Annotated in this window: 22 protein-coding genes; 11 read left to right on the top strand and 11 right to left on the bottom strand. The window is 67.3% G+C overall.

The features are described from left to right. Positions 1–3 precede the first annotated feature (3 nt). Positions 4–486 carry an NUDIX hydrolase gene (locus ABZ855_RS00490; protein WP_360798560.1) on the top strand — a complete coding sequence of 161 codons (483 nt, stop codon included), beginning with the start codon at positions 4–6 and terminating at the stop codon, positions 484–486. Positions 487–501: 15 nt separating this feature from the next. On the opposite strand, the gene ABZ855_RS00495 is transcribed toward ABZ855_RS00490, so the two are convergent. Further along, the gene (locus ABZ855_RS00495; RefSeq protein ID WP_360799257.1) at positions 502–2,145 is read right to left on the bottom strand and encodes a globin domain-containing protein; all 1,644 of its coding nucleotides are present in this window, start codon (positions 2,143–2,145) and stop codon (positions 502–504) included. Between the two features lie 415 nt (positions 2,146–2,560). Further along, entirely contained in the window at positions 2,561–3,193 is a 633-nt protein-coding gene (locus tag ABZ855_RS00500) for an HAD-IB family phosphatase (RefSeq protein ID WP_360798563.1), read from the bottom strand. A 162-nt stretch (positions 3,194–3,355) separates the two neighbouring features. Between ABZ855_RS00500 and ABZ855_RS00505 the strand changes: the two genes are divergently transcribed. After that, complete coding sequence (locus ABZ855_RS00505) at positions 3,356–4,222, top strand: GNAT family N-acetyltransferase (protein ID WP_360798566.1); 867 nt, start codon at positions 3,356–3,358, stop codon at positions 4,220–4,222. A gap of 32 nt (positions 4,223–4,254) precedes the next feature. Next, complete coding sequence (locus ABZ855_RS00510; RefSeq protein WP_360798569.1) at positions 4,255–4,707, top strand: GNAT family N-acetyltransferase; 453 nt, start codon at positions 4,255–4,257, stop codon at positions 4,705–4,707. Between the two features lie 57 nt (positions 4,708–4,764). Here the strand turns inward: ABZ855_RS00510 and ABZ855_RS00515 are convergent, their stop codons facing one another. Together ABZ855_RS00515 and dnaB are read right to left on the bottom strand one after the other, a co-directional pair. Then, positions 4,765–6,150, bottom strand: coding sequence for a serine hydrolase domain-containing protein (locus ABZ855_RS00515; protein ID WP_360798572.1), 1,386 nt, complete (start codon positions 6,148–6,150; stop codon positions 4,765–4,767). A 64-nt stretch (positions 6,151–6,214) separates the two neighbouring features. Next, positions 6,215–7,690 (bottom strand): replicative DNA helicase, encoded by a 1,476-nt coding sequence (gene dnaB, locus ABZ855_RS00520; RefSeq protein ID WP_319206213.1) that lies wholly within the window; start codon positions 7,688–7,690, stop codon positions 6,215–6,217. A gap of 459 nt (positions 7,691–8,149) precedes the next feature. On the opposite strand from dnaB, the gene ABZ855_RS00525 reads away from it, so the two are divergent. Further along, complete coding sequence (locus tag ABZ855_RS00525; RefSeq protein WP_360798575.1) at positions 8,150–9,487, top strand: MATE family efflux transporter; 1,338 nt, start codon at positions 8,150–8,152, stop codon at positions 9,485–9,487. Between the two features lie 179 nt (positions 9,488–9,666). On the opposite strand, the gene rplI is transcribed toward ABZ855_RS00525, so the two are convergent. The 4 genes from rplI to rpsF form a co-directional block, all read right to left on the bottom strand. Continuing rightward, complete coding sequence (rplI, locus tag ABZ855_RS00530; RefSeq protein ID WP_360798578.1) at positions 9,667–10,113, bottom strand: 50S ribosomal protein L9; 447 nt, start codon at positions 10,111–10,113, stop codon at positions 9,667–9,669. A gap of 18 nt (positions 10,114–10,131) precedes the next feature. Then, a complete protein-coding gene (gene rpsR / locus ABZ855_RS00535; RefSeq protein ID WP_003949403.1) occupies positions 10,132–10,368 on the bottom strand; it encodes a 30S ribosomal protein S18 in 237 nt (78 codons plus the stop codon). A 57-nt stretch (positions 10,369–10,425) separates the two neighbouring features. Next, positions 10,426–11,013: a single-stranded DNA-binding protein gene (locus ABZ855_RS00540; protein ID WP_360798582.1), complete on the bottom strand. Its 588-nt coding sequence runs from the start codon at positions 11,011–11,013 to the stop codon at positions 10,426–10,428. 80 nt (positions 11,014–11,093) lie between these two features. Continuing rightward, a complete protein-coding gene (rpsF, locus tag ABZ855_RS00545; RefSeq protein WP_146481131.1) occupies positions 11,094–11,384 on the bottom strand; it encodes a 30S ribosomal protein S6 in 291 nt (96 codons plus the stop codon). Between the two features lie 264 nt (positions 11,385–11,648). Between rpsF and ABZ855_RS00550 the strand changes: the two genes are divergently transcribed. From ABZ855_RS00550 to ABZ855_RS00560, 3 genes are all read left to right on the top strand, one after another. Next, positions 11,649–11,963, top strand: a complete 315-nt coding sequence (locus tag ABZ855_RS00550) for a hypothetical protein (RefSeq protein ID WP_105970260.1) — start codon at positions 11,649–11,651, stop codon at positions 11,961–11,963. Positions 11,964–12,114: 151 nt separating this feature from the next. Continuing rightward, a complete protein-coding gene (gene femX, locus ABZ855_RS00555) occupies positions 12,115–13,236 on the top strand; it encodes a peptidoglycan bridge formation glycyltransferase FemX (RefSeq protein WP_319206204.1) in 1,122 nt (373 codons plus the stop codon). A 66-nt stretch (positions 13,237–13,302) separates the two neighbouring features. Then, positions 13,303–14,334, top strand: a complete 1,032-nt coding sequence (locus ABZ855_RS00560; protein ID WP_360798587.1) for an alanine racemase — start codon at positions 13,303–13,305, stop codon at positions 14,332–14,334. 78 nt (positions 14,335–14,412) lie between these two features. Here the strand turns inward: ABZ855_RS00560 and ABZ855_RS00565 are convergent, their stop codons facing one another. Continuing rightward, complete coding sequence (locus ABZ855_RS00565) at positions 14,413–15,921, bottom strand: glycosyltransferase 87 family protein (RefSeq protein ID WP_360798590.1); 1,509 nt, start codon at positions 15,919–15,921, stop codon at positions 14,413–14,415. Between the two features lie 153 nt (positions 15,922–16,074). Beyond that, positions 16,075–18,846, bottom strand: a complete 2,772-nt coding sequence (locus tag ABZ855_RS00570; protein WP_360798593.1) for a transglycosylase domain-containing protein — start codon at positions 18,844–18,846, stop codon at positions 16,075–16,077. Positions 18,847–19,229: 383 nt separating this feature from the next. On the opposite strand from ABZ855_RS00570, the gene ABZ855_RS00575 reads away from it, so the two are divergent. From ABZ855_RS00575 to ABZ855_RS00590, 4 genes are all read left to right on the top strand, one after another. Beyond that, positions 19,230–19,916 (top strand): PadR family transcriptional regulator, encoded by a 687-nt coding sequence (locus ABZ855_RS00575; protein ID WP_360798596.1) that lies wholly within the window; start codon positions 19,230–19,232, stop codon positions 19,914–19,916. A 42-nt stretch (positions 19,917–19,958) separates the two neighbouring features. Next, positions 19,959–21,041, top strand: a complete 1,083-nt coding sequence (locus ABZ855_RS00580; protein ID WP_360798599.1) for an inositol-3-phosphate synthase — start codon at positions 19,959–19,961, stop codon at positions 21,039–21,041. A gap of 106 nt (positions 21,042–21,147) precedes the next feature. Further along, the gene (locus tag ABZ855_RS00585; protein ID WP_360798602.1) at positions 21,148–22,410 is read left to right on the top strand and encodes an MFS transporter; all 1,263 of its coding nucleotides are present in this window, start codon (positions 21,148–21,150) and stop codon (positions 22,408–22,410) included. Between the two features lie 115 nt (positions 22,411–22,525). Beyond that, entirely contained in the window at positions 22,526–22,975 is a 450-nt protein-coding gene (locus tag ABZ855_RS00590; RefSeq protein WP_360798605.1) for a hypothetical protein, read from the top strand. A gap of 107 nt (positions 22,976–23,082) precedes the next feature. Here ABZ855_RS00590 and ABZ855_RS00595 read toward each other — a convergent pair whose 3' ends face one another. Further along, positions 23,083–24,549: a CCA tRNA nucleotidyltransferase gene (locus tag ABZ855_RS00595; RefSeq protein ID WP_360798608.1), complete on the bottom strand. Its 1,467-nt coding sequence runs from the start codon at positions 24,547–24,549 to the stop codon at positions 23,083–23,085. Positions 24,550–24,645: the final 96 nt, after the last annotated feature.

Genomic DNA, 24,645 nt, shown 5'->3' on the forward strand with positions numbered 1-24,645 from the left:
CCCATGACCGTCCGACCCGTGGTCAAGCGCACCGCACGCGCCATCCTGCTCGATGGCGACGACCTGATCCTGATCAAGCGGACCAAGCCGAGCGTCGATCCCTACTGGCTCACCCCGGGCGGCGGTGTCGAACCGGATGATGCGACCGTCGTCGACGCGTTGCACCGCGAAGTGCACGAAGAACTGGGCGCCAAGATCACCGATGTGGTCCCCTGCTTCGTGGACACCGTGGAGCACATCGGTGCGGACGGCGGCGCCACGGGCGTGAAGGTTCAGCACTTCTTCGTCTGCCGTCTGGCGTCCATGGATCCCACGCTGCGACATGGCCCCGAGGTCGACGAGCCCTGCGGCGAGTACGAGATCGTCCGCGTCCCCTTCACTCGGGTCGGCATCGCCTCCGTCCACCTCGTACCGCTGTCTCTGCGCCACTATCTGGACGGAAACATCGAGGGTGTACGGGCCATGCAGGCCCCTGACCTGGGCTGACAAGGGGCGAGCGAGTCAGCCCCCGGGGGCGAGCAGTTCCTCCACCGAGTCATGGCGGATCCGCTCTGCGGGAAAGCCGGCGCTCCGCAACGCCTCCACACCGCTGCGGATCATCCCGGGAGGGCCCGACAGATAGGCGTCGTACTCGTACCAGGGCCCGTACTCCCGTACGGCGTCGGGGAGCTGGAGGTGCGACTGCTCGTCGATGACCGCGCGCACCGTGAGCCAGGGGTGGCTCTGCTGAAGCCGCAGCATGGTGTCGATGTCGTACAGATCGAGATCCGTGCGGGCGCCGTAGAACACCTCGACCCGCCGCCGGTCACCGTGCTCCGCCACGTCCTCGACCAGGGCCTTGATGGGGGCGATGCCGGTGCCGCCCCCCAGACAGAGCAGGCCGCTGCTGGTGGTGTGATCGACGGTCATCGTGCCGGCGGGCGGGCCGAGCCGAACCACGTCTCCGGGCCGCGCGCGGTGCACCAGCGCGTTGGAGACCCAGCCGGCGGGCACCGCCTTCACGTGGAACGAGAGCAGACCGTCGGACCGGGGCGCCGAGGCGAAGGAGTAGTGCCGCCAGATCCGGGGCCACCACGGTGTCTCCAGGCTCGTGTACTGCCCGGCGAGGAACGGGTACGGCTGGTCGGGCCGGACGGTGAGGACGGCGATGTCCGGCGTCCTGAGGTCGTGCGAGACCACCTCCCCGTACCACCAGGCCGGAGCGCGCTGTTCGTCGCCGGACGCCGCGTCGATCATCACCTGCGACATCGTCGTGTACACGCGTACCCAGGCCGCTTCGGTCTCCTGGTCCCATATCGCGGCGGCGTACCGGCTCAGCGCGCCGATGAGGCACTCGCCTACCGCCGGGTAGTGCTCGGGCCGGGTGCCGTACTTGCGGTGGCCGCGGCCCAGGTTCTGCAGGTACGCGACCAGGACCTCGGTGTTGTCGATGTGCTCCGCGGCGGTGAGCAGCGCCTTCAGCAGCCGGTCCCGTTGGGTGTCCATCGCGGCCGGGAAGAGTGAGCGCAGTTCGGGATGACGAACGAAGAGGAGCGCGTAGAAGTACGAGGTCGTCTTGTCGGCGACCGGACCTACCGCGTCCATGGTCCGGCGGATGAGCACTGCGTCCGGGGAGGCTCCCTCAAGCGGCTCGGAGACCGGAGCGGGCCGCTGCCGAGGCATACGCGGGTCGGAGTGCGGCGCGGGGGGAGCGGGCTCGAGTGGGCCGGCCGACTGGGCGGAGGGTGGCGGCGCGGAGGTGTAGGGCTCAGAGGCGAAGGGCGGGCGAGCCGGAGGCTCGTTGGCCGTGGGCGCGGGAGCGAAGGGCGCGGGAAGCGGCGACGCGGGAGCGGGGGGCAGGGGAGGCAGAGGCACGGAAGTCGGAGGGGCCGCCGGGAGTTCAGGGGGCTCCGACGCGCGTATTCGTACCTGATCCGGCGGAGGCTCGGTCACGTCCGGACGGTCACCTGCGTCCGGAGAGGACCCCGTCGCGCCGCCTGTCGTCGGCCTTCCCACAGGACGCAGCGCGGCCAGCCGACTGCCTTCCGTCGCCTCCTGTTCGCCACCCGGGGGCGCTTCCGGCTGCTTGCGCGGCTTGAACCAGCCGCCCCCGCCGCTACCGCCGGAAGTGCCGTTGTCGGCCGACGTTGTGGTCGGAGCGTCCATGGTCTGCCTCGCCTCGAACATCTTTCGGTCGGTGTGCACGTTTCCTCGGTCGGAATGTGCCCCCCGTCCCCCGCTGACGGCTTACTTTTCCCCGTTCGGCCCCCGTCCAATGCGGCCGCATTCACCCCGGATCACCACTCCGCGCGGACAAGTAAGGCCAGAGTGGGACATTGCCCGCGGCGCCCCCACCGCAGCGTCCCACCGTGGACTAACACCTCCACCGTGTAACCGGAAATGCGAGTCTTCGATCTCTCCGTCCCCTTAGGCTGTATTGCCCCGCTCTTGCCCTGTGCGCGGAGATACGCACCCCCGAAGCGGACAAGAACGGAGTCGACCATACCGGCCGTCGCCGAGCGCACAAGTCCGGCCCTTCCTCCCCACGAAAGAGCAAAGGGCGAACCATCGAATCCCTCAATTACCGGGCGCCACACACCAATTCATAGGCATCCCACAAATCCCGCCCGGCATAGGTGTGCGTCGCGAGGCCGGCCAGATGCCCATCGGCATTGACCGCGACAGAGACCGGCACCACCCCGAAGAGTTCAGCGTCGGAGAGCGAGTCGCCGTACGCGACACAGTCGCCCCGGGTCAGCCCGAACTGCGCACAGAGCTGGTCCGCGATCTCCACCTTGGCTGTGGGCGTCAGGATTCCGGTGGGATCCAGCGGCTCCACGAAGGGCACCGCGGGGAAGCGCGAGCCATGCACCGCATGCGCGCCCCAGCCACTCAACCGTTCGACGAAGAACGACGGGGACAGAGAGACGACGGCGCAGTACTCCCCTCGATTCCTGATCTCGGCCCAGGTTTCCCTGATCCGCCGCAGCCAGGGCGCTCCCGCGAAGGCCGCGTCCACATGGGCCACAGTCAGCTCCGCCCAGAGAAGGTGCACCTGCCGGGCATACTCCGCAGGTGAGACACGGCGCGCCACGAAGGCCCTTTCGAGCTCGGCTATTTCGCGGTCGAGCCCCAGCTGCCGCGATATCTCGACGGGGGCAGCCGAGCCATAAAGCAGCGTTCCGTCGAGGTCGAAGAGATGCAGTCGCGTCATGTGTGCCGAGGCTAGCGACTGTCGCCCGATGATCGATGAGCAGCGTTTCACGTGAAACATCTGTCCACGCGCTGTACGGACCGGCTCGACATGGCCAAATGAGCATGCGTTCGAGCGCAAACAGGTGGACGCCGAGGGTGTCGGTCGGACAGCCTGACCTGCGTGCCGACTCCTTCCTCCGCTGAACTGCCCATCCGCCGTCTGACGCATCGCGATCTCACCGCCTGCGCCGACTTGTCCGAGGACCGAGGTTGGCCCCGTGAGGAGCACAAGTGGGGTCTCCTGCTCACGGCCGGGAAGGGCTACGGCATCGATGACCCCGGAGGCGGGCTCGTGGCCGCATGCGTCGTCACGGAGTACGGACTGTACGGACACCCTGAGATGGGAGCCATTGGCATGGTGCTGGTCGCCGAGCGGCATGCCCGTCAGGGCGTCGGACGCCGGCTGATGCAGCACGTCATCACCGCGATGGGCACCACGCCCCTGACACTTCACGCGACTCCGAACGGCCTCCCGCTCTACGAACAACTCGGCTTCAGGGTCACCGGCAGGGCGGAGATGGTGCGCGGACGCTTCACTCCGAACGGGCAGGCGCCCGAGGCCTGCACGCGCGCGGCCACGGCCGAGGATCTTGCCGGGATCATCCGGCTCGACGAAGAGGTCTTCGGCACCGACCGAACGCACATGATCACCCGGCTGCCCGCCTTCGCCGACCTGTTGCGCGTCGCTGAGAAGAACGGCCGGATCATCGGTTACGCGGCCGCATGGCCCAACATGGACACGCATGTCGTGGGTCCACTGATCGCTCGTGACACGGAGACGGCGCAGGCGCTCATCGCCTCACTCGCCGCCCACAGTGACCGTCCGTTGCGTACGGACATCGATGTACGGCACGAGGAACTACTGGCCTGGGTGAAGGAACAGGGGCTGGCTCCGCTGGCCTTCAACGCGGTGATGACGTATGGGATGACCGAACTGCCGGGTGACTGGACACGGCGATTCGCGCCCCTGACGGTTGCCGCGGGCTGAGATGACTGCGCCTTGCACATAGCATCGGCTTCATGGGAGATCTTGAGATACGTCCCGCGTCGACGGAGGACGTTCCCGCGATCGTCGGCATGCTCGCCGACGACCCCCTGGGCGCGCAGCGCGAGTCACCGGACGACTTGAGCCCGTACCTGACCGCGTTGGACCGTCTGACGGCAGATCCGAACCAGCACCTGGTCGTCGCGGTCCGGGAGGGTCGCGTGGTGGGCACGCTCCAGCTCACGATGGTTCCCGGGTTGTCCCGCATGGGGGCGACCCGGTCGATCATCGAAGGCGTGCGGGTCCACGCCACCGAACGCGGCAGCGGCCTGGGCACTCGGCTCATCGAGTGGGCCATCGCCACCTCACGCCGAGAGAACTGCCAGCTGGTCCAGCTGACCTCGGATGCCACCCGTACGGACGCCCACCGTTTCTATGAACGGCTCGGATTCATGCCTTCGCACGTGGGCTTCAAGCTCCCGCTCTGAGCCTTCAGGAAGGGGCATGTTTCACGTGAAACATGCCCCTTCGCCACGGACCGGCAGCTACCTGAGTCCGCGCCACCCCTGTGGATCCACCCCGCCCGGCACAGAAGCCCCCTCCTCGTACGGCTGACGCACGAAGACGAACGATCCCAGGTCCAGGTGCTCCACCGTCCCGTTCGGCCGCCGTACGGCCCGCAGAAGCTCGCCGGCGAAGTAACCGTCCAGGCCCGTCCAGGTGCCGTCACCGTTCGCCCTGAAGCGCGAACGACGGCCGATGCCGGCCAGGGGCCCCAGCGTGACACCCCCATCGTCCGACAGCCGCAGGGCATAGGGGGCGGTCCCCCAGTACCACTGACCCGTCAACTCCAGTACAGACCTGTCGACTTCGGGCAACGGGCGCCACGGCTCGGGAATTCGGGGCTCTGCCTCCGCGACGATCTTCACAAGGTCGGCGGCGACCGCGGACACCAGCGGACCAGAGGTGCAATTGGCCAGGACGACTGCCGCGAGGTCGTCCGCCACGCTGATGGTGAGGCTCGCCAAAAAACCGGGCAACGACCCACCGTGGCCCACGAGCAGACGGCCGTCCCGGTACTGGACCTGCATACCGAGGCCGTACGCCGAGCCCGCAGCCACGTCCTCCGCTTCGGCCGGAGCGGCCGGCGTACGCATCTCCGCCACGGACGCGGAGCTCAGTACCCGGTCGTCCCCGTCGGCAAGAAAGGCGGCGAAGCGCGCCAAATCTCCTGACGTCGACCAGAGTTGACCGGCCGCCGCCATGCGTCCGAGGTCCTCGGTCGGCTCCGGCAGCAGTACGTCGGCCCACGGATGCACCGCCCAGCCGCCCGCGTGCGGTGCCTGCGGCTGTCCGCTCGTCCGTTGCAGCCCGAGGGGCTCCAGTACCTCGCGCCGCAGTACGTCCTCCCACGGAGCACCGCGCAGCTCCTCGACCAGCGCACCGAGGATGCTGTAGCCGGGGTTCGAGTAGTGGTGGCGTCGACCCACGGGGTGCAGCAACGGCCGCTCTCCCAGTACGTCGGACAGCTCGGGCCGCAGTGATCCAGGGGTTCGTTCCCACCACGGCGCGGGCGACTCCGCCGCCAACCCGCCTGTGTGGGCCAGCAGTTCGGCGATGGTGGCATCCCCCACACCCGTACCCGGCAGATGCTTCTCCAGCGGGTCGACCAGCTCGAGAAGCCCCTCGTCCCGCAACCGCATCACGAGTACCGCGGTGAAGGTCTTGGTGATCGACCCGATCCGGTACTGAACGTTCGCGTCGGGTGCGTGCCCGTCCACCGAGCTTCGCACCCCCGTCCACACCGTTTCACCGCCCCGCACCACCGCGGCGACCAATGACGGCGCCCGCCCTTCACGCTGCGCGACAGCGATCCGATGCAGCAACGCCCGCCGCGTACTGGGAAGGAGCTCGTCCTGAGGTGTTGTCATGGGGCAAGTCCATCGGTCGGGCGGCGCTGAGTCGAGCGGGTTTACGCTCCGCCTCGGGCACCGCTCACGTCTGGGCCATGTCCACGAACCGCGAATAGTGACCCTGGAAGGCGACCGTGATTGTCGCCGTCGGGCCGTTTCGGTGCTTGCCGACGATGATGTCCGCCTCGCCCGCGCGCGGTGATTCCTTCTCGTACGCGTCCTCGCGGTGCAGCAGGATCACCATGTCCGCGTCCTGCTCGATCGAGCCGGACTCTCGCAGGTCGGAGACCATGGGCTTCTTGTCCGTACGCTGCTCGGGGCCACGGTTCAGCTGCGACAGCGCGATCACCGGCAGCTCCAGCTCCTTGGCCAGGAGCTTCAGGTTTCGCGACATGTCGGAGACCTCCTGCTGACGGCTCTCGGAACGCTTGCCGCCGGACTGCATCAGCTGGAGGTAGTCGATGACCACGAGCTTCAGGTCCGCGCGCTGCTTGAGGCGACGGCACTTGGCACGGATCTCCATCATCGACAGGTTCGGAGAGTCGTCGATGTACAGCGGGGCCGCCGAGACATCGGGCATCCGGCGGGCGAGCCGCGTCCAGTCCTCGTCGGTCATCGTGCCGGAGCGCATGTGGTGAAGGGCCACGCGTGCCTCCGCGGAGAGCAGGCGCATGGCGATCTCGTTGCGGCCCATTTCGAGGGAGAAGATCACGCTGGGCATGTTGTGCTTGATGGAGCAGGCACGAGCGAAGTCCAGTGCCAGCGTCGACTTACCCATGGCGGGGCGCGCCGCGATGATGATCATCTGACCGGGATGCAGACCGTTGGTGAGCTGGTCGAGGTCGGTGAACCCGGTCGGCACACCGGTCATCTCCCCCGAACGCGACCCGATCGCCTCGATCTCGTCGAGCGCACCCTCCATGATGTCGCCGAGCGGCAGATAGTCCTCCGTGGTGCGCTGCTCGGTGACCGCGTAGATCTCGGCCTGGGCGCTGTTGACGATCTCGTCCACGTCGCCGTCGGCCGCGTATCCCATCTGGGTGATGCGGGTCCCGGCCTCGACCAGGCGCCGCAGGACCGCGCGCTCGTGCACGATCTCCGCGTAGTACTCGGCGTTGGCCGCCGTCGGCACCGTCTGTACCAGCGCGTGCAGATAGGGCGCGCCGCCGACCTTGGTGATCTCGCCCCGTCTGGTGAGCTCGGCCGCGACCGTGATGGGGTCGGCCGGCTCGCCCTTCGCATACAGATCGAGGATCGCCCCGTAGATGATCTCGTGCGCGGGCCGGTAGAAGTCGTGGCCCTTGAGCACCTCGACGACGTCGGCGATGGCGTCCTTGGACAGCAGCATGCCGCCGAGAACGGACTGCTCGGCGTCGAGGTCCTGCGGCGGCACCCGCTCGAAGGACGTGCCCTCGCTGTCCCACTCCCCGTTGTCGCGACCGCGGTCGTGCTGTTCGTCGCGGCCCCGGCCCCCTTCGCGGCGCTGCCGGGAGGGGGGCAGACGATCGCTTGGACCGCTGTCGGCCCATGGATCGTCCAAGGGCTCGGAAATACTCACCGAGCCACCTCCTCCCGTCCGCCGAGCGGACCTCGCCGTGCCCCTCTTTTCTACGGCACGACACTGACAAATAAGAGGCCCAACTCCGGTTCTGGCGCGTCGGTTTTGTGACGTTTCCGAGGCCGCGGAACAGAGTGGGCGTCGGACCACCGTAGGCCTGTCGCCACCGTCAGCCAATCTGGTTATCCACAGGCCATGTGGACGACGGCCCAGATGCTGTGGAGAACTCGGCAAAACCTGTGCACGACCCGGTGGACAGCCCTGTGAACAAGCTTTCGCGAGTTCCGATCATGGGCCGCTGACCAGCACTTATCCCGTCCACCGGCTGTGCAGAAGAAAAACTTTCCCCAACTGGCCAAGATCTCCACGAGCGGCACGTGGAAGCGCGCACCTCACTGCGGATGGTAATGGTCACCTACTCATTGCGTCACTTACCTGTGGAAGATTAGATTGGTGGTCATGACACAGGCTCCCGCTGGACTCAGGACGGCACGACGACGGCATGACCGTGAGATCGTCGCACTGGCCGTTCCTGCCTTCGGTGCGCTCGTCGCCGAGCCCCTTTTCGTGCTCGCCGACAGTGCGATCGTCGGCCACCTGGGCACCGCTCAACTGGCCGGACTCGGCATCGCGTCCGTCCTTCTGACCACAGCCGTCAGTGTCTTCGTCTTCCTCGCGTACGCCACCACGGCCGCCGTCGCCCGGCGCGTCGGTGCAGGCGATCTCCAGGCCGCCATCCGCCAAGGAGTGGACGGCATCTGGCTCGCCCTGCTGCTCGGCGCCGTTGTCATCGCCGCCATCCTGCCCTCGGCATCCGGCCTCGTGGGCCTCCTGGGCGCCTCGGACACCGCGGCCCCGTACGCGACCACCTATCTGCGGATCTCGGCGATCGGCATCCCGGCCATGCTTGTCGTCCTCGCGGCCACCGGTGTACTGCGCGGCCTCCAGGACACCAGGACCCCGCTGTACGTCGCCATCGCGGGCTTCGTCGCCAACGCCGTCCTGAACGTGGGCCTCGTCTACGGCGCGGACCTCGGCATCGCGGGTTCCGCCTGGGGCACCGTCATCGCCCAGTGGGGCATGGCAGCGGCCTATCTCACGGTTGTGGTTCGCGGCGCGCGTCTGCACGGCGCCTCGCTGCACCCCGACATCGCGGGAGTACGGGCCTCAGCGCAGGCAGGCGTGCCACTTCTTGTGCGTACGCTCTCCCTGCGCGCGATCCTGATGATCGCCACGGCCGTCGCCGCGCAGCTCGGGGACGCGGACGTCGCCGCACACCAGATCATCCTGTCCCTGTGGAGTCTGCTCGCCTTCGCCCTCGACGCGATCGCCATCGCCGGCCAGGCCATCATCGGGCGTTACCTCGGCGCGAACGACGTCCGGGGAGCCCGAGAAGCCTGTCGCCGCATGGTCGAGTGGGGCATCGCCACCGGGATGGTGCTCGGCCTGCTGGTGATCGTCAGCCGTCCGTTGTTCCTGCCTCTGTTCACCAGTGACTCCGTGGTCAAGGACACCGCGCTGCCGGCCCTGTTCGTGGTCGCGTTGTCGCAACCGATCTGCGGGATCGTCTTCGTTCTCGACGGCGTACTGATGGGCGCGGGTGACGGCCCCTACCTCGCCTGGGCGATGCTGATCACCCTGGCCACGTTCGCACCGGTGGCCCTACTGGTGCCGGCCTTCGGCGGCGGTCTGACCGCCCTCTGGGGAACCATGGCGCTCATGATGATCGTCCGCATGCTGACTCTGTGGCTGCGGGCCCGATCGGGCCGCTGGCTGGTCACGGGCGCCGTCCGCTGAAGACGCTGCGAACCCGAGGACGCGCTTCACTTCGCTCAGGGTGCCCTTGCCCCTTGTTTCACGTGAAACATCGACCAGATATCCGCCGTTTCACCGGTTTCACGTGAAACATCGCCCTCACGCAGAAGGGCCGCACCCCGAAGGATGCGGCCCTGAGACTGCTTCAGCAATCGCGGCACTCAGGCAGCGACGACCTCGATGTTGACCTTGGCGGCAACCTCGGGGTGCAGACGCACCGACGTCTCGTGGGCGCCGAGCGTCTTGATCGGCGCACCGAGCTCGATGCGGCGCTTGTCGACCTCGGGGCCACCGGAAGCCTTGATCGCCGTGGCGATGTCGGCCGGGGTAACGGAACCGAAGAGACGACCGGCGTCGCCGGAGCGGACGGCCAGACGGACCTTGACGCCTTCGAGGCGGGCCTTGACGTCGTTGGCCTGCTCGATGGTCTGGATCTCGTGGATCTTGCGAGCGCGACGAATCTGCTCGACGTCCTTCTCGCCACCCTTGGTCCAACGGATCGCGAAGTTCCGCGGGATCAGGTAGTTGCGAGCGTAGCCGTCCTTGACGTCGACAACGTCGCCAGCGGCACCGAGGCCGGAGACCTCGTGGGTGAGGATGATCTTCATTGGTCGGTCACCCTTCCCTTATCGCGCGGTGGAGGTGTAGGGCAGCAGCGCCATCTCACGGCTGTTCTTGACAGCCGTGGCGACGTCACGCTGGTGCTGCGTGCAGTTGCCGGTCACGCGGCGGGCACGGATCTTGCCGCGGTCGGAAATGAACTTCCGCAGCATGTTCGTGTCCTTGTAGTCCACGTACGTGACCTTGTCCTTGCAGAATGCGCAGACCTTCTTCTTAGGCTTGCGCACAGGCGGCTTCGCCATGGTGTTTCTCCTGTGTGATCAAGAAGTGTGGGTACGACCCGCCCTCGGCCCGAAGGCCTAGAAGGGGGGCTCGTCCGAGTAGCCGCCGCCTCCGCCGCCGCCGGAGTTTCCACCCCAGCCACCGCCGCCGCCCTGGTTGCCACCGGCGGGAGCGCCGGTCGCCCAGGGGTCGTCGGACGGAGCGCCGCCGCCCTGCGGAGCGCCGCCGGAGTTTCCACCCCAGCCGCCACCCTGCTGGCCGCCACCGCCACCGCCGCCGTAACCGCCCTGGCCACCTCGGCCGGCGGTCTTGGTGACCTTGGCCGTGGCGTTCTTCAAGCTGGCGCCGACTTCTTCGACGTCCAGCTCGTAGACCGTGCGCTTGACGCCCTCACGGTCCTCGTAGGACCGCTGCTTCAGTCGGCCCTGCACGATGACGCGCATGCCTCGCTGGAGCGACTCCGCGACGTTCTCCGCCGCCTGACGCCAGACCGAGCAGGTCAGGAACAGGCTTTCGCCGTCCTTCCACTCGTTCGTCTGCCGGTCGAAGGTGCGGGGGGTGGACGCGACACGGAACTTCGCGACCGCCGCACCGGAGGGGGTGAAGCGCAGCTCGGGGTCGTCGACAAGATTGCCGACGACCGTGATGACGGTCTCGCCTGCCATAGGGGAACCTCTCGGCGGGTTTGCTGCTGGCTGCTTTTGGTGCTGCTACTCGAAATCCCGAGAACGGCTGAGCGGAAAGCTCAGTGGGTCTCGGGGCGGAGGACCTTGGTCCGGAGGACCGACTCGTTCAGGTTCATCTGGCGGTCGAGCTCCTTGACGACCGCAGGCTCGGCCTGCAGGTCGATGACCGAGTAGATGCCCTCGGGCTTCTTCTTGATCTCGTACGAGAGACGACGACGGCCCCAGGTGTCGACCTTCTCCACCTTGCCGTTGCCCTCGCGGACGACGGACAGGAAGTTCTCGATCAGAGGGGCGACAGCGCGCTCCTCCAGCTCGGGGTCGAGGATGACCATCACTTCGTAGTGACGCATGTGGAACCCACCTCCTTTGGACTCAGCGGCCACGGTCGTTCCGTGGCAGGAGGGTTGTTATGCGTACGCAACGGTATCGGCGACCACTGACAATCGGAGGTTCCCCAGGGGACTCCGCGCCATGGCCTGGGCAGACACCGGTGCAGACGGTACAGCCTACCCGCACGGTGCCTTCGGGTTGTAATCAGGCCCCTGTGAGCGTCAATCTGTACACATCGGGTGTGTATGGCGCTACGATGCGCCGCCTTCCGCAGGAGGTGCCACATGGCACAGGCATTGCGACCCAATACCGCCGGTTCTCTCTTCGCCACCGACGGCAAACCCCATCCGCTCCAGGACAGCCTGCTCGCTGTGACGCTGGTGCTCGGAGTGACGGCCTTCGTCACGGCGATGTTCCACAGTCTGCATCTGCTCAGCTCCTGGACCGGCCTGGTGGGGATCCTCACCGGCGCGTACGGCCAGTTCGTCTCGGAGACGACCCGCGAACGCTTCGGACTGATCCTGGGCCTCGGCGCCGCAGCGGTCGGCTTCTTCCTCGGCATGGCACACGGCGGCCTCTTCGGCGGCGTGATCGGCTGAGCGGACCGCCTCCTGGTGCCCCGGCCCGACGCAGGGTCGGGGCACAGGTGCCATACGGCCAGTCGAGGCGCTCGCAGGGCGCAGTAGGCTTCGGCGCGAGAGCCGGAGCCCCTGTACCCATGGGGACACACCAGCCCGAGGAGCCCCCCGAATGAGCCTGACCCTGAGGACGATCAGCCGAGAGCAGCATCTGGCGTACATCCAGAGCCTGCCGTCGGCGAGCCACATGCAGGTTCCGGCCTGGGCAGACGTCAAGGCGGAGTGGCGCTCAGAGAACCTCGGGTGGTTCGACGACCGGACGGGCGAGATGGTCGGCGCGGGTCTCGTGCTGTACCGCCAGCTGCCCAAGATCAAGCGGTATCTCGCGTATCTGCCCGAAGGCCCGGTCATCAACTGGTTCGCGCCGAATCTCGACGACTGGATCCAGCCGATGCTGGCGCACCTCAAGCAGCAGGGCGCCTTCTCCGTGAAGATGGGCCCACCGGTGATCATCCGGCGCTGGGAGGCCACGTCCATCAAGGCGGGCATCCAGAGCCAGGACGTGAAGCGGCTGCGCGACATCGAGGCCGACTTCATCGAACCGCGTGCCTTCGAGGTCGCCGACAAACTGCGCCGTATGGGCTGGCAGCAGGGCGAGGACGGCGGGGCCGGCTTCGGCGACGTGCAGCCGCGCTACGTCTACCAGGTGCCGCTCGCGAACCGCTCGCTGGAAGAGGTCCACAAGAACTTCAACCAGTTGTGGCGCCGCAACATCAAGAAGGCCGAGAAGGCCGGTGTCGAGGTCGTCCAGGGCGGCTACCACGACCTCGAGGAGTGGCAGCGGCTGTACGAGATCACCGCGGTGCGCGACCACTTCCGGCCCCGCCCGCTGTCGTACTTCCAGCGCATGTGGACGGCCCTCAACACCGAGGACCCCAACCGCATGCGGCTCTACTTCGCCCGCCACAACGGAGTGAACCTTTCGGCCGCGACGATGCTGATCGTCGGCGGGCACGTCTGGTACTCCTACGGTGCCTCGGACAACATCGGGCGCGAGGTCCGTCCCTCGAACGCCATGCAGTGGCGGATGCTGCGCGACGCCTATGCGCTGGGCGCCACGGTCTACGACCTGCGCGGTATCTCCGACTCCCTGGACGAGACTGATCACCTCTTCGGTCTGATCCAGTTCAAGGTGGGCACGGGTGGGCAGGCTGCCGAGTACCTCGGCGAGTGGGACTTCCCGCTCAACAAGCTGCTCCACAAGGCGCTCGACATTTACATGTCACGCCGCTGATCCACCTGCGGTTCCGCTCATACCTTCGATGCACCACAGCCACGAGAAAGGTTCCAGGTCCCGGCCATGGCGCTCACGCTCTACGTCGACACCGCGCGCTGGCGTGCGCACCACAAGCACGTGTCCGAGCAGTTTCCGGGGCTCGTCCCGGTCTGCAAGGGCAACGGCTACGGCTTCGGGCACGAGCGGCTGGCGGAGGAGGCCACCCGGCTGGGCTCGGACATCCTGGCCGTCGGCACGACGTACGAGGCCGCACGGACCAAGGACTGGTTCGGCGGTGACCTGCTGGTGCTGACGCCCTTCAGACGGGGCGAGGAGCCCGTGCCGCTGCCCGACCGCGTCATCCGCTCGGTGTCGTCGGTGGACGGGGTGCACGGGCTCGTCGGTGCCCGTGTCGTCATCGAGGTCATGTCCTCCATGAAGCGTCACGGGGTGACCGAGCAGGAATTGCCCCAACTGCACGCCGCGATAGAGGACGTGCGGCTCGAAGGCTTCGCGATCCACCTGCCGCTGGACCGTACCGACGGTTCGGACGCCGTGGAGGAGGTCATCGGCTGGATGGACCGGCTGCGCGCGGCCCGGCTGCCGCTGCACACCATGTTCGTCAGCCATCTCAAGGCCGAGGACCTCGCGCGGCTTCAGCAGCAGTTCCCGCAGACCCGTTTCCGCGCCCGTATCGGCACGCGGCTGTGGCTGGGGGACCACGAGGCCACCGAGTACCGCGGCGCGGTCCTGGACGTCACACACGTGGCCAAGGGCGACCGCTTCGGCTACCGGCAGCAGAAGGCGGCCTCCGACGGCTATCTGGTGGTCGTGGCAGGCGGTACGTCGCACGGGGTGGGCCTGGAGGCCCCCAAGGCCCTCCACGGCGTCATGCCGCGCGCCAAGGGCGTCGCCCGCGCCGGCCTCGCCACGGTCAACCGGAACCTCGCCCCGTTCGTCTGGGGCGGCAAGCAGCGCTGGTTCGCCGAGCCGCCGCACATGCAGGTCTCGATCCTCTTCGTCCCTGCGGACGCCCCGGAGCCGAAGGTCGGTGAGGAGTTGGTGGCCCATCTGCGGCACACCACCACGCAGTTCGACCGGATAGTCGACCGCTGACCCGGTAGCCGACGTTGCGGAAAGGCCGTACACGAACTCCGTGTACGGCCTTTCGCATGCTCTCCCCGCAGCGTTCGCTCAGAGCGAACGCTCCTCGTCCTCCCCCACCCGTCGGCTGCCCCACTCCACCTGTGGCCCGGCGAAGGGACTGGCGTGCAGCGGCGGACGGGCTGCGGAACCGAGTACGAAGACGTCCTGCGCACCGTCGAGCACACCCCCGGACGGGTCGTCGTCGCCAGCCCGGCGCACCACGTCCCGCTCCGGCATGAGGATGTCCCGGACGATCACGGCGCACAGGTACAGCGTGCCCGCCAGGTGGACGGCGATGACGAACTGGTAGCCCTCGGTGGGCAGTCCCTTGTGAGCGTCACCGCTGGTCGTGTACGCGAGGTACATCCAGATCCCCAGGAAGTACGCGACCTCGCACGCCTGCCAGATCAGGAAGTCCCGCCACTTCGGGCGGGCCAGTACGGCGAGGGGGACCAACCACAGGACGTACTGCGGTGAGTAGACCTTGTTGGTGAGGATGAACGCCGCGACGATCAGGAAGGCCAGCTGGGCGAAGCGAGGACGGCGCGGTGCTGTCAGCGTGAGTGCCGCGACACCCACGGCCGAGGCCAGCATCAGCAGCGTCGCGAAGGTGTTGACGGTCTCCGTCGTGAACGGGTAGTTGAAACGCTGGGCGATGATCAGCCAGAAGGAGCCGAAGTCGACGCCCCGTTCCTGGCTGAACGTGTAGAACTTCGACCAGCCGTCGAAGGCGAAGACCATCACCGGCAGGTTCACGGCGACCCAGGCGAGGACGGCACCGCCCAGCGCGTTGCCGAACGGCCGCCACTTGCCCGCGCGCCAGCACAGCACGAACAGCGGGCCCAGCAGCAGGAAGGGATAGAGCTTGGCGGCCGTGGCGAGCCCCAGCAGCACACCGAAAGCGAAGGACCGCCCGCGGGACCACATCAGCATCGCCGCAGCCGTCAGAGCGACCGCCAGAAGGTCCCAGTTGATGGTGGCGGTGAGCGCGAAGGCGGGCGCCAGAGCGACCAGCAGACCGTCCCAGGGGCGCCGCGCCTGGGTGCGTGACACGCATACGACGATGATCGCCGCGCACACCATCAGCATTCCGGCGTTGACGAACCAGTACCACTGCTCCTGGTGCTGGATGGTGCCGCTACCGGGTGTGAGCCAGGCGGCCACCTCCATGAACACGCCGGTCAGCACCGGGTATTCGAGGTACTCCATGTCGCCGGAGATCTTGTCGAAGTACGGCACGAGCCCGTCGGCGAATCCGCGGCCCTGATAGAGGTGCGGAATGTCGGAGTAGCAGGCGTGCGTGTACTGCGTGCCGGCCCCGAAGAACCAGCCGCCGTTGTAGCAGGGCGCCTTCTGGACCAGGCCGAGGGCGAACATGCCGATCGCCACGAGCGCGACCACTCGTACCGGGGTCCACCAGGACGTCCCCAGCAGGGCACGTCGACCGATGGGACCGCCGATCAGCTCACTGCCGGCCACGGCGACCTCGTCGTCCCTGGTCGGCCGTACCGGATCCGGCTCGCGCACGCTCGCTTGCGTCGTCTCTGCACTGGGCATGGGCCACATCCTGCCGTACGTGCCTGGGAATACGCCGAGGGCCGCCGTACCTGGTCGGTACGACGGCCCCATGTTTCACGTGAAACAGCGTGAATCGGGTCGATGTTTCACGTGAAACACACGCGCCGGGTGACGCTCCTGCTGACCTTTCCGTCAGCCGAAGATGCCTCCGTTACCGCCATCACCGCCGTTACCGCCATCACCGCCGTCCACCCCGCCGTTACCGTTCGCGTTGCCACTGTCCTGCCCGTCGGTCGGCGTGGGGGATGGACTGAATGTCACTCCGCCGTTCGTAGTGCCTGTGTCCGCGCCACCCGAGTCGGCACCCCCGGCGCCTTGGCAGTTGACGTTGAACGGGCCGCAGGAATTGGTCGGCGTGGGTGTGGGAGAGGGCACGACCTCGCTCTGGGTGGGCGTCGGGCTCGGCGTGGGCGTCGATTCCTCGCTCTCGGTGACAGAGGGGGTCGGGCTGGGCAGCGGGTCCTCGTCGACGACCTCGCCGTAGGGCTCGGGAGTCGGGAAGTCCTCCACCGGCGCGCCCTGGAGCGCCTGCTCCATGTAGTCGTGCCAGATCTCCGCGGGGAACGAGGCTCCGTGGATCTTCTCCTGGCCACCCGTGCCGTACATCTCCAGGAACTCGCGGTTCTTGTTGGTCTCGTCGTCGTCCATCCGGAACATGCTGATCGCGGTGGACAGCTGCGGGGTGTACCCGACGAACCAGGCCGACTTGTTGCCGTCGGTGGTACCGGTCTTGCCGGCCACCTCCCGACCGCTCAGCTGGGCCGCCGTACCCGTTCCGTCGTCGACCACGGTCTTGAGGACATCGGTGACGTTGTCGGCGACCTGGGCGGTGAACACCTGCTTGGCCTTGGCGATCCTCTGGTGATCGAAGGTCGTGCCGGTCTTGTCGGTGACCTTCTCAACCGAGTACGGAGTGTTCTGCTTGCCGCTGGCCGCAAAGGTCGCATAGGCGCCGGCCATACGGATCGCGCTCGGGCTGGAGGTACCGATCGAGAACGACGGGAAGTCGGCACTCGCCAGGCTGCTGTCGAGGATGCCCGCGTCGGTCGCGGACTCCCTCACCTTGTCCAGACCGACGTCCATGCCGAGCTGGACATAGGCGGAGTTGGAGGAGACCCGCATCGCCTCACGCAGGTCGATCCGGAAGCTGGGCGGGTTGTACGACTCGTCGCCGTCGTTGCGCTGCAGCCACTCCTTGTCGTCCTTGTCCTTCCAGACGGTGTTGTCGTAGTTCTTGATCTTCAGCTTGTTCTTGCCGCTGTAGATGCTTTCCGGGGAGACCTGGGTGCGCTCGTCCTGAGCCTGTTCCACGCCCAGATCCGGATCCCGTACACCCCACTTCATCGCGGCGGCGAGCACGAAGGCCTTGAACGTCGAACCCACCTGGGCGCCCGTCGTGTCGGCGTTGTTCGTGAAGTGCTTGGTCGCGTCCTCACCGCCGTAGATGGCCTTGATCGCGCCCGTCTTCGGGTCTACGGAAGCACCGCCGAACTGGACGAACTTGTCGGTCTCTGGCCGCTTGTCGGGCTTGATGTTCGCCTTCTCGACGGCCTTGACCGACTTTTCCAACGCCGCGACCTTCTTCTTGTCGAAGGTCGTGTAGATCGAGTAGCCGCCCTGCTGCAGTTCCTCGGCGGTGATCCCGGTCTTGTCGGTGTTGTTGATGAGGTAGCCCTTGGCCAGGTCGACGAGGTAACCGATCTGGCCGCTCAGCGCGGTGTTGGAACGCGGATTCTGGATCTTCGGGAAGGTCGTGTACTTGGCACGCTCGGCTGCCGTCATGCGCCCGTCCTTGACCTCCTCGTCAAGGATCCACCGCCACCGCTCCACCGCCCGCTTGGCGTTGAGTTCGGGCTTGGCGTTCACAGGGTCGACGGCCACGTTGCCCGCCGGGTCGTAGTACGTGGCGCCCTTCAGCACCGCGGCCAGGAAGGCGCACTGGCTGGCGTCCAGATCCTTGGCGTCCTGGTTGAAGTACGCACGGGCGGCTGCCTGCATGCCGTAGGAGTCACGACCGAAGTAGGCGGTGTTCAGGTAGCCGGCCATGATCTCCTCTTTCGAGACGTTCGTCCCGACCTTGATGGAGATGAACAGCTCCTTGAACTTCCGCGTGAGCGTCTGCGACTGGTCGTCCAGGCGGGCGTTCTTCACGTACTGCTGGGTGATGGTCGAACCACCCTGCGTCTGACCGCCCTTGGCCATGTTGAACAGGGCCCGGGCGATGCCCATGGGGTCGACACCGCTGTCGGTCTCGAACGTCTTGTTCTCGGCGGACATCACGGCATACCGCATCGACGCGGGGATCTGTTCGTAGCCGATGATCTGGCGGTTCGTCTCACCACCGGTCGCCACCATCTGGCTGCCGTCGGACCAGTAGTAGACGTTGTTCTGGGCATTCGCTGCCTTCGCGACATCCGGCACGCCCACCAGGGCGTAGCCGATGCCGGCCACTGCCACCAGGCTGCCGACGAAGCCGATGAACAGTCCCGTCACCTGCCGCCACGACGGCATCCAGCGCGCCGCTCCGTACTTGCCCGCGCGCGGATAGTCGATGAACCGCTTCTTGGGCGGAGGACCCGCCGCACGCCCTCTGCCCCGTCCGGGCCCGTTCGGGCCAGGACCGCCACGGCGTCCGCCGTCCGCGGCCTCGGGCGCTCTGCGACGCCCGCCAGTGCTTCTCTGGGCGGCTCGCCGGGCATCGGCCCGGCCTCCGGACTGGCGCTCGTCACCTTCTGCTCCGTAGGGACCCAACCCGTAGGAACCCGATCCATAGGAGTCGGAAGGAGACTCGGTGGCGCCTCGCGGTGCCGCGCGGCGGCCGGAGGACGAGCCGGACTGGCCGCGCCGGGTCTCGGCACGTCCGCCTCCCTGCGGCTGCGGCGGTTTGCGACGGTGCTCGCTCATCGAACGACTACTCCTTGGGCAGGCGCACCCGTGCGCGCCTGGAAACGGCGGCTGGTTTCCGGTCCCCCCAAGGTACGGATGCGGCCGTGTTCGCATTCACCCGTACCGCACCAAGCACGACGACGTCCCCAAACGTCACTCGGTTCCCGGTGGACTGCATGGCGCACAGACTACGCACCGTCAAAACCTGTCCAGCCCCGAAGTTCACCCCAAATCAGGCAACTTGCATCCTACGAATCGGTGATGTGATCCCGTTCACGACCTCCCCTCTTGTCCCATCCACAGGGCCGTTCTATCGTCTGGATGTATCGAGTCGATACATCAGCTCGGCATAAACAGTGCCGAAGCCGTCACGGTCGGACCGTGGGAGAGGGGAGGCGACGATGAGCCGGCGTTCCGGGATCCTCGAGTTCGCCGTCCTCGGACTGCTCCGCGAGTCCCCGATGCACGGCTATGAGCTGCGCAAACGACTCAATACGTCACTGGGTGTGTTCCGCGCCTTCAGCTACGGCACGCTGTATCCCTGCCTCAAGACGCTGGTCGCGAGCGGCTGGTTGATCGAGGAGTCCGGGGGTGCGCCCGAGGACGCGCTCGCCGCTCCGCTCACCGGGCGCCGCGCCAAGATCGTCTATCGGTTGACGGCGGAAGGTAAGGAGCACTTCGAGGAGCTGCTCTCGCAGACAGGTCCGGACGCGTACGAGGACGAGCACTTCGCCGCTCGTTTCGCCTTCTTCGGACAGACGTCCCGCGATGTACGCATGCGCGTGCTCGAGGGCCGGCGCGGCCGGCTGGAGGAGCGCCTGGAGAAAATGCGCACCTCTTTGGCGCGTACGCGCGAGCGCCTCGACGACTACACCCTTGAGCTCCAGCGCCACGGAATGGAGTCCGTGGAGCGCGAAGTGCGCTGGCTGAACGAGCTCATCGAGAGCGAGCGGGCCGGGCGGGACCTCAAGGGTGCCGTCTCCGGGGAACCCGACTCGCAGGACACCACATCTGGAGCGCCGGGCGGCCTGCCCCGGTCCCGGGAGGACGACTCCCGGACCGGTCCGTCCGACGACACCGCCACGTGAGGGCCGCTCAGGTCCCCACTCGTACACACAGGGAGCAACCGAATGGGTTCCATTCGCGTAGCCGTCGTCGGCGTGGGCAACTGCGCCGCGTCGCTCGTACAGGGAGTCGAGTACTACAAGGACGCCGATCCGGCGTCCAGGGTCCCGGGTCTCATGCATGTCCAGTTCGGGGACTACCACGTCAAGGACATCGAGTTCGTCGCCGCGTTCGACGTGGACGCCAAGAAGGTCGGCCTTGACCTGGCGGACGCCATCGGCGCCTCCGAGAACAACACCATCAAGATCTGCGACGTGCCGAGCACCGGTGTGAAGGTCCGGCGTGGCCACACCCTCGACGGTCTCGGCAAGTACTACCGCGAGACCATCGAGGAGTCCGAGGCTGAGCCGGTCGACGTCGTCAAGGTCCTCAAGAAGAAGCAGGTCGACGTCCTCGTCTGCTACCTGCCCGTCGGTTCCGAGGCCGCGGCGAAGTTCTACGCCCAGTGCGCCATCGACGCCAAGGTCGCCTTCGTCAACGCCCTCCCGGTCTTCATCGCCGGCACCAAGGAGTGGGCGGACAAGTTCACCGAGGCGGGCGTCCCGATCGTCGGCGACGACATCAAGTCGCAGGTCGGTGCCACGATCACGCACCGCGTGATGGCGAAGCTGTTCGAGGACCGGGGAGTGGTCCTGGACCGCACGATGCAGCTGAACGTCGGCGGCAACATGGACTTCAAGAACATGCTCGAGCGTGACCGCCTGGAGTCCAAGAAGATCTCCAAGACGCAGGCCGTCACCTCCCAGATCCGGGACCGCGAGCTCGGCGCCGACAACGTCCACATCGGTCCGTCGGACTACGTGGCCTGGCTCGACGACCGCAAGTGGGCGTACGTGCGCCTCGAGGGTCGCGCGTTCGGCGATGTCCCGCTGAACCTGGAGTACAAGCTGGAGGTCTGGGACTCCCCGAACTCGGCCGGCGTCATCATCGACGCCGTGCGCGCCGCGAAGATCGCCAAGGACCGCGGCATCGGCGGCCCGATCCTTTCCGCGTCGAGCTACTTCATGAAGTCCCCGCCGGTCCAGTACTTCGACGACGAGGCGCGGGACAACGTCGAGAAGTTCATCAAGGGCGAAGTCGAGCGCTGAGAGGAGTCCAGCGCCGATCAAGCCCCAACAGGCTTGTCGCTCCTGCCCGTCGAGGGTCCCCGGGTCATCCGCCCGGGGACCTTCCTCGTATGTGAGGCTTTGCCCCATGGCTGTCGTGCGTGACCTGCGGGTACTCCTGCGTCTGAGGAACTTCCGACGCCTGCTCGCCGTACGGCTGCTCTCCCAGGGCGCCGACGGCGTCTTTCAGGTCGCGCTCGCCGCGTACGTCGTCTTCTCGCCGGAGAAGCAGACCTCGCCGGCCGCGATCGCCTCCGCGATGGCGGTCCTGCTGCTGCCCTACTCCGTGGTCGGCCCCTTCGCGGGCGTCCTGCTGGACCGCTGGCGGCGCCGCCAGGTCTTCCTCTACGGCAACCTGCTGCGCGCCCTGCTGGCATGCGTGACGGCCGTCCTGATGCTGAGCCATGTCCCCGACTGGCTCTTCTACGTCTCCGCCCTCTGCGTCACCGCCGTCAACCGCTTCGTGCTGTCGGGGCTCTCTGCGTCCTTGCCGCGCGTGGTCGACGACGACCGGCTGGTGATCGCCAACTCGCTCTCCCCGACGGCCGGCACGCTCGCCGCCACGGCGGGCGGCGGACTGGCCTTCGTCGTACGGCTGGTGGCTTCCGACTCGGACGCCGCGGTGGTCCTGCTGGGCGCGGCGCTTTACCTCTGCGCGGCACTCGCCTCCCTCCGTCTCGATCCGGCGCTGCTCGGTCCCGACCCTGAATTGGTGCAGCCCCGGCTGGGGGCAGCGCTCACCGGAACCGCTCGCGGCCTGGCGGCAGGCGTACGGCATCTCACCGAGCCGGAACGCCGGGAGGCCGCCTGGTCGTTGGCGGCGATGACGCTGATGCGGTTCTGCTACGGCGCCCTGACGGTCATGGTGCTGATGCTCTGCCGGTACGCCTGGTCCGACGGCTCGGACGACGGGCTGGCCCTGCTGGGCCTCGCCGTGGGCATCTCCGGGGCGGGCTTCTTCGTCGCTGCCGTGATCACGCCGGCTGCCGCCGGACGACTCGGTCCCGGCGGATGGATCGTGGTCTGCGCCGCGGCGGCGACGGTCCTGGTGCCGGGCCTCGGGCTGGCGTTCGCCGAGGCACCCATGCTGATCGCGGCGTTCGTTCTGGGACTCGTCACCCAGGGCTCGAAGATCGCCACGGACACGATCGTCCAGTCCTCCGTCGACGACGGCTTCCGCGGCCGGATCTTCTCCGTCTACGACGTCCTGTTCAACGTCGCCTTCGTCGGTGCGGCCGGTGTGGCAGCCCTGATGCTCCCCTCCGACGGTCGATCGGTCCCTCTCTTGGTCACAATCGCCGTTATCTACGGGGCAATTGCAGCGGCTATGGCCCGCTTTGAACGTCAGTAAGTGTCACATGAAGGCCACAGAGCCTCTCTGCGGTACAGAGTTGTCAGTGGGTCCCGGTAATTTACGTGCGTCTTACTTCACACCAAGCACGCCCATACCCAGGGGGGACTCCCAAGTGACCACTCCGCCGCAGGACCAGAACCCGAACACTCCTGCTCCCGTCGACCCGACGGCGCCCCAGCAGCCGTACCCGCCGCACCAGGGTGCGCCGTTCCAGGGAGTTCCGGTCCCGCCGCCCGCGCCGGCCAACCGCTTCGGCAAGAAGCTGCTGCGCATAGGCGTGTTCATCGTGGTCGCGATAGCCATCGCCGGCGGCAAGTGGTACTTCAGCCAGAGCGACGCGGAGACGACGTCGGTGGGTGCGTGCATGCACAACGACGGTACGGACAATGACGCCGACCTCAACGAGGTCGACTGCACCTCCAAGGACGCCCAGTTCAAGGTCGTCGAGAAGTTCGACAACACCAGTGACGCCAACAAGTGCGAGGCCGTCAAAGAGGCCACGATCTCCTACTACCAGCAGGGCAGCAACCACGACGTCGTGCTCTGCCTGAAGGAAGTCTGAGCCAGACGCGGGACGCATACGCACGGCGGGCGGTGTTTCACGTGAAACACCGCCCGCCGTGCATTCCGGTGCGATGTTTCACGTGAAACATCGCACCGTTTCACGCCTCAGCCCTGTTCGGCCCACCACTCCTTGAGTGCCGCCACCGCTGCCTCGGGCTCCATCGGCCCGTTCTCCAGCCGCAACTCCAGCAGGAACTTGTACGCCTGCCCGATCGCCGGCCCCGGTCCGACGCCCAGGATCTCCATGATCTGGTTGCCGTCGAGGTCGGGGCGGATCGCGTCCAGTTCCTCCTGCTCCTGGAGCTGGGCGATGCGCTCCTCGAGGCCGTCGTACGCCCGTGAGAGTGCCGTGGCCCTGCGCTTGTTCCGCGTGGTGCAGTCCGAGCGGGTCAGCTTGTGGAGGCGGTCGAGGAGGGGGCCCGCGTCCCGGACGTAGCGGCGGACCGCCGAGTCCGTCCATTCGCCGGTGCCGTAGCCGTGGAAGCGCAGGTGGAGTTCGACCAGCTTCGAGACGTCCTTCACCAGTTCGTTGGAGTACTTGAGCGCCGTCATCCGCTTCTTGGTCATCTTCGCCCCGACGACTTCATGGTGGTGGAACGAGACCCGCCCGTCCTCCTCGAAGCGCCGTGTGCGGGGCTTGCCGATGTCGTGCAGCAGCGCGGCCAGCCGCAGAACGAGGTCGGGGCCGTCCGTCTCCAGCTCGATCGCCTGCTCCAGAACGATCAGCGTGTGCTCGTAGACATCCTTGTGCCGGTGGTGCTCGTCGCGCTCCAGGCGCAGCGCGGGCAGCTCGGGCAGGACATGACCGGCCAGGCCGGTGTCCACGAGCAGTGTCAGGCCCTTGCGCGGGTGCGCGGAAAGGATCAGCTTGTTCAGCTCGTCCCGTACCCGCTCGGCCGAGACGATCTCGATGCGCCCAGCCATGTCCGTCATGGCGGCGACGACCTCGGGCGCCACCTCGAAGTCGAGCTGGGCGGCGAACCGGGCGGCCCGCATCATCCGCAGCGGGTCGTCCGAGAAGGAGTCCTCGGGCGTGCCCGGTGTGCGCAGTACCCGCCTCGCCAGGTCCTCACGTCCGCCGTGCGGATCGATGAACACCTTTTCCGGAAGCGCCACGGCCATCGCGTTCACCGTGAAGTCGCGCCGAACGAGGTCCTCCTCGATGGAGTCGCCGTACGACACCTCGGGCTTGCGCGAGGTCCGGTCGTACGCCTCCGACCGATACGTCGTCACCTCGATCTGGAAGTGTCGATCAGCGTCTCCGACGCGGGCGTCCTTCTGTGCGCCGACCGTGCCGAAGGCGATCCCGACGTCCCACACGGAATCCGCCCAGGGCCGGACGATCTTCAGTACGTCCTCGGGCCGGGCGTCGGTCGTGAAGTCCAGGTCGTTGCCGAGCCGGCCCAGCAGCGCGTCCCGGACGGACCCGCCGACCAGGGCGAGCGAGAACCCGGCCTCCTGGAAACGGCGGGCGAGGTCGTCAGCGACCGGAGCCACCCGCAGCAGCTCACTCACGGCTTGTTGCTGGGCCTGGCTCAGGGCGCTGGCATTGTCTTCGTTGGCGTTCGGCACAACAGAAAAGGGTACGTGGCCCGGGCGACGGCCCGCGCCTCCATAAAACGTCCACGCGCTCCGCCGGGGCTCTTCAGGGGACTCCTCCCTCAATAC

The sequence above is a fragment of the Streptomyces sp. NPDC047042 genome (assembly GCF_040644035.1).
Classification (GTDB): domain Bacteria; phylum Actinomycetota; class Actinomycetes; order Streptomycetales; family Streptomycetaceae; genus Streptomyces.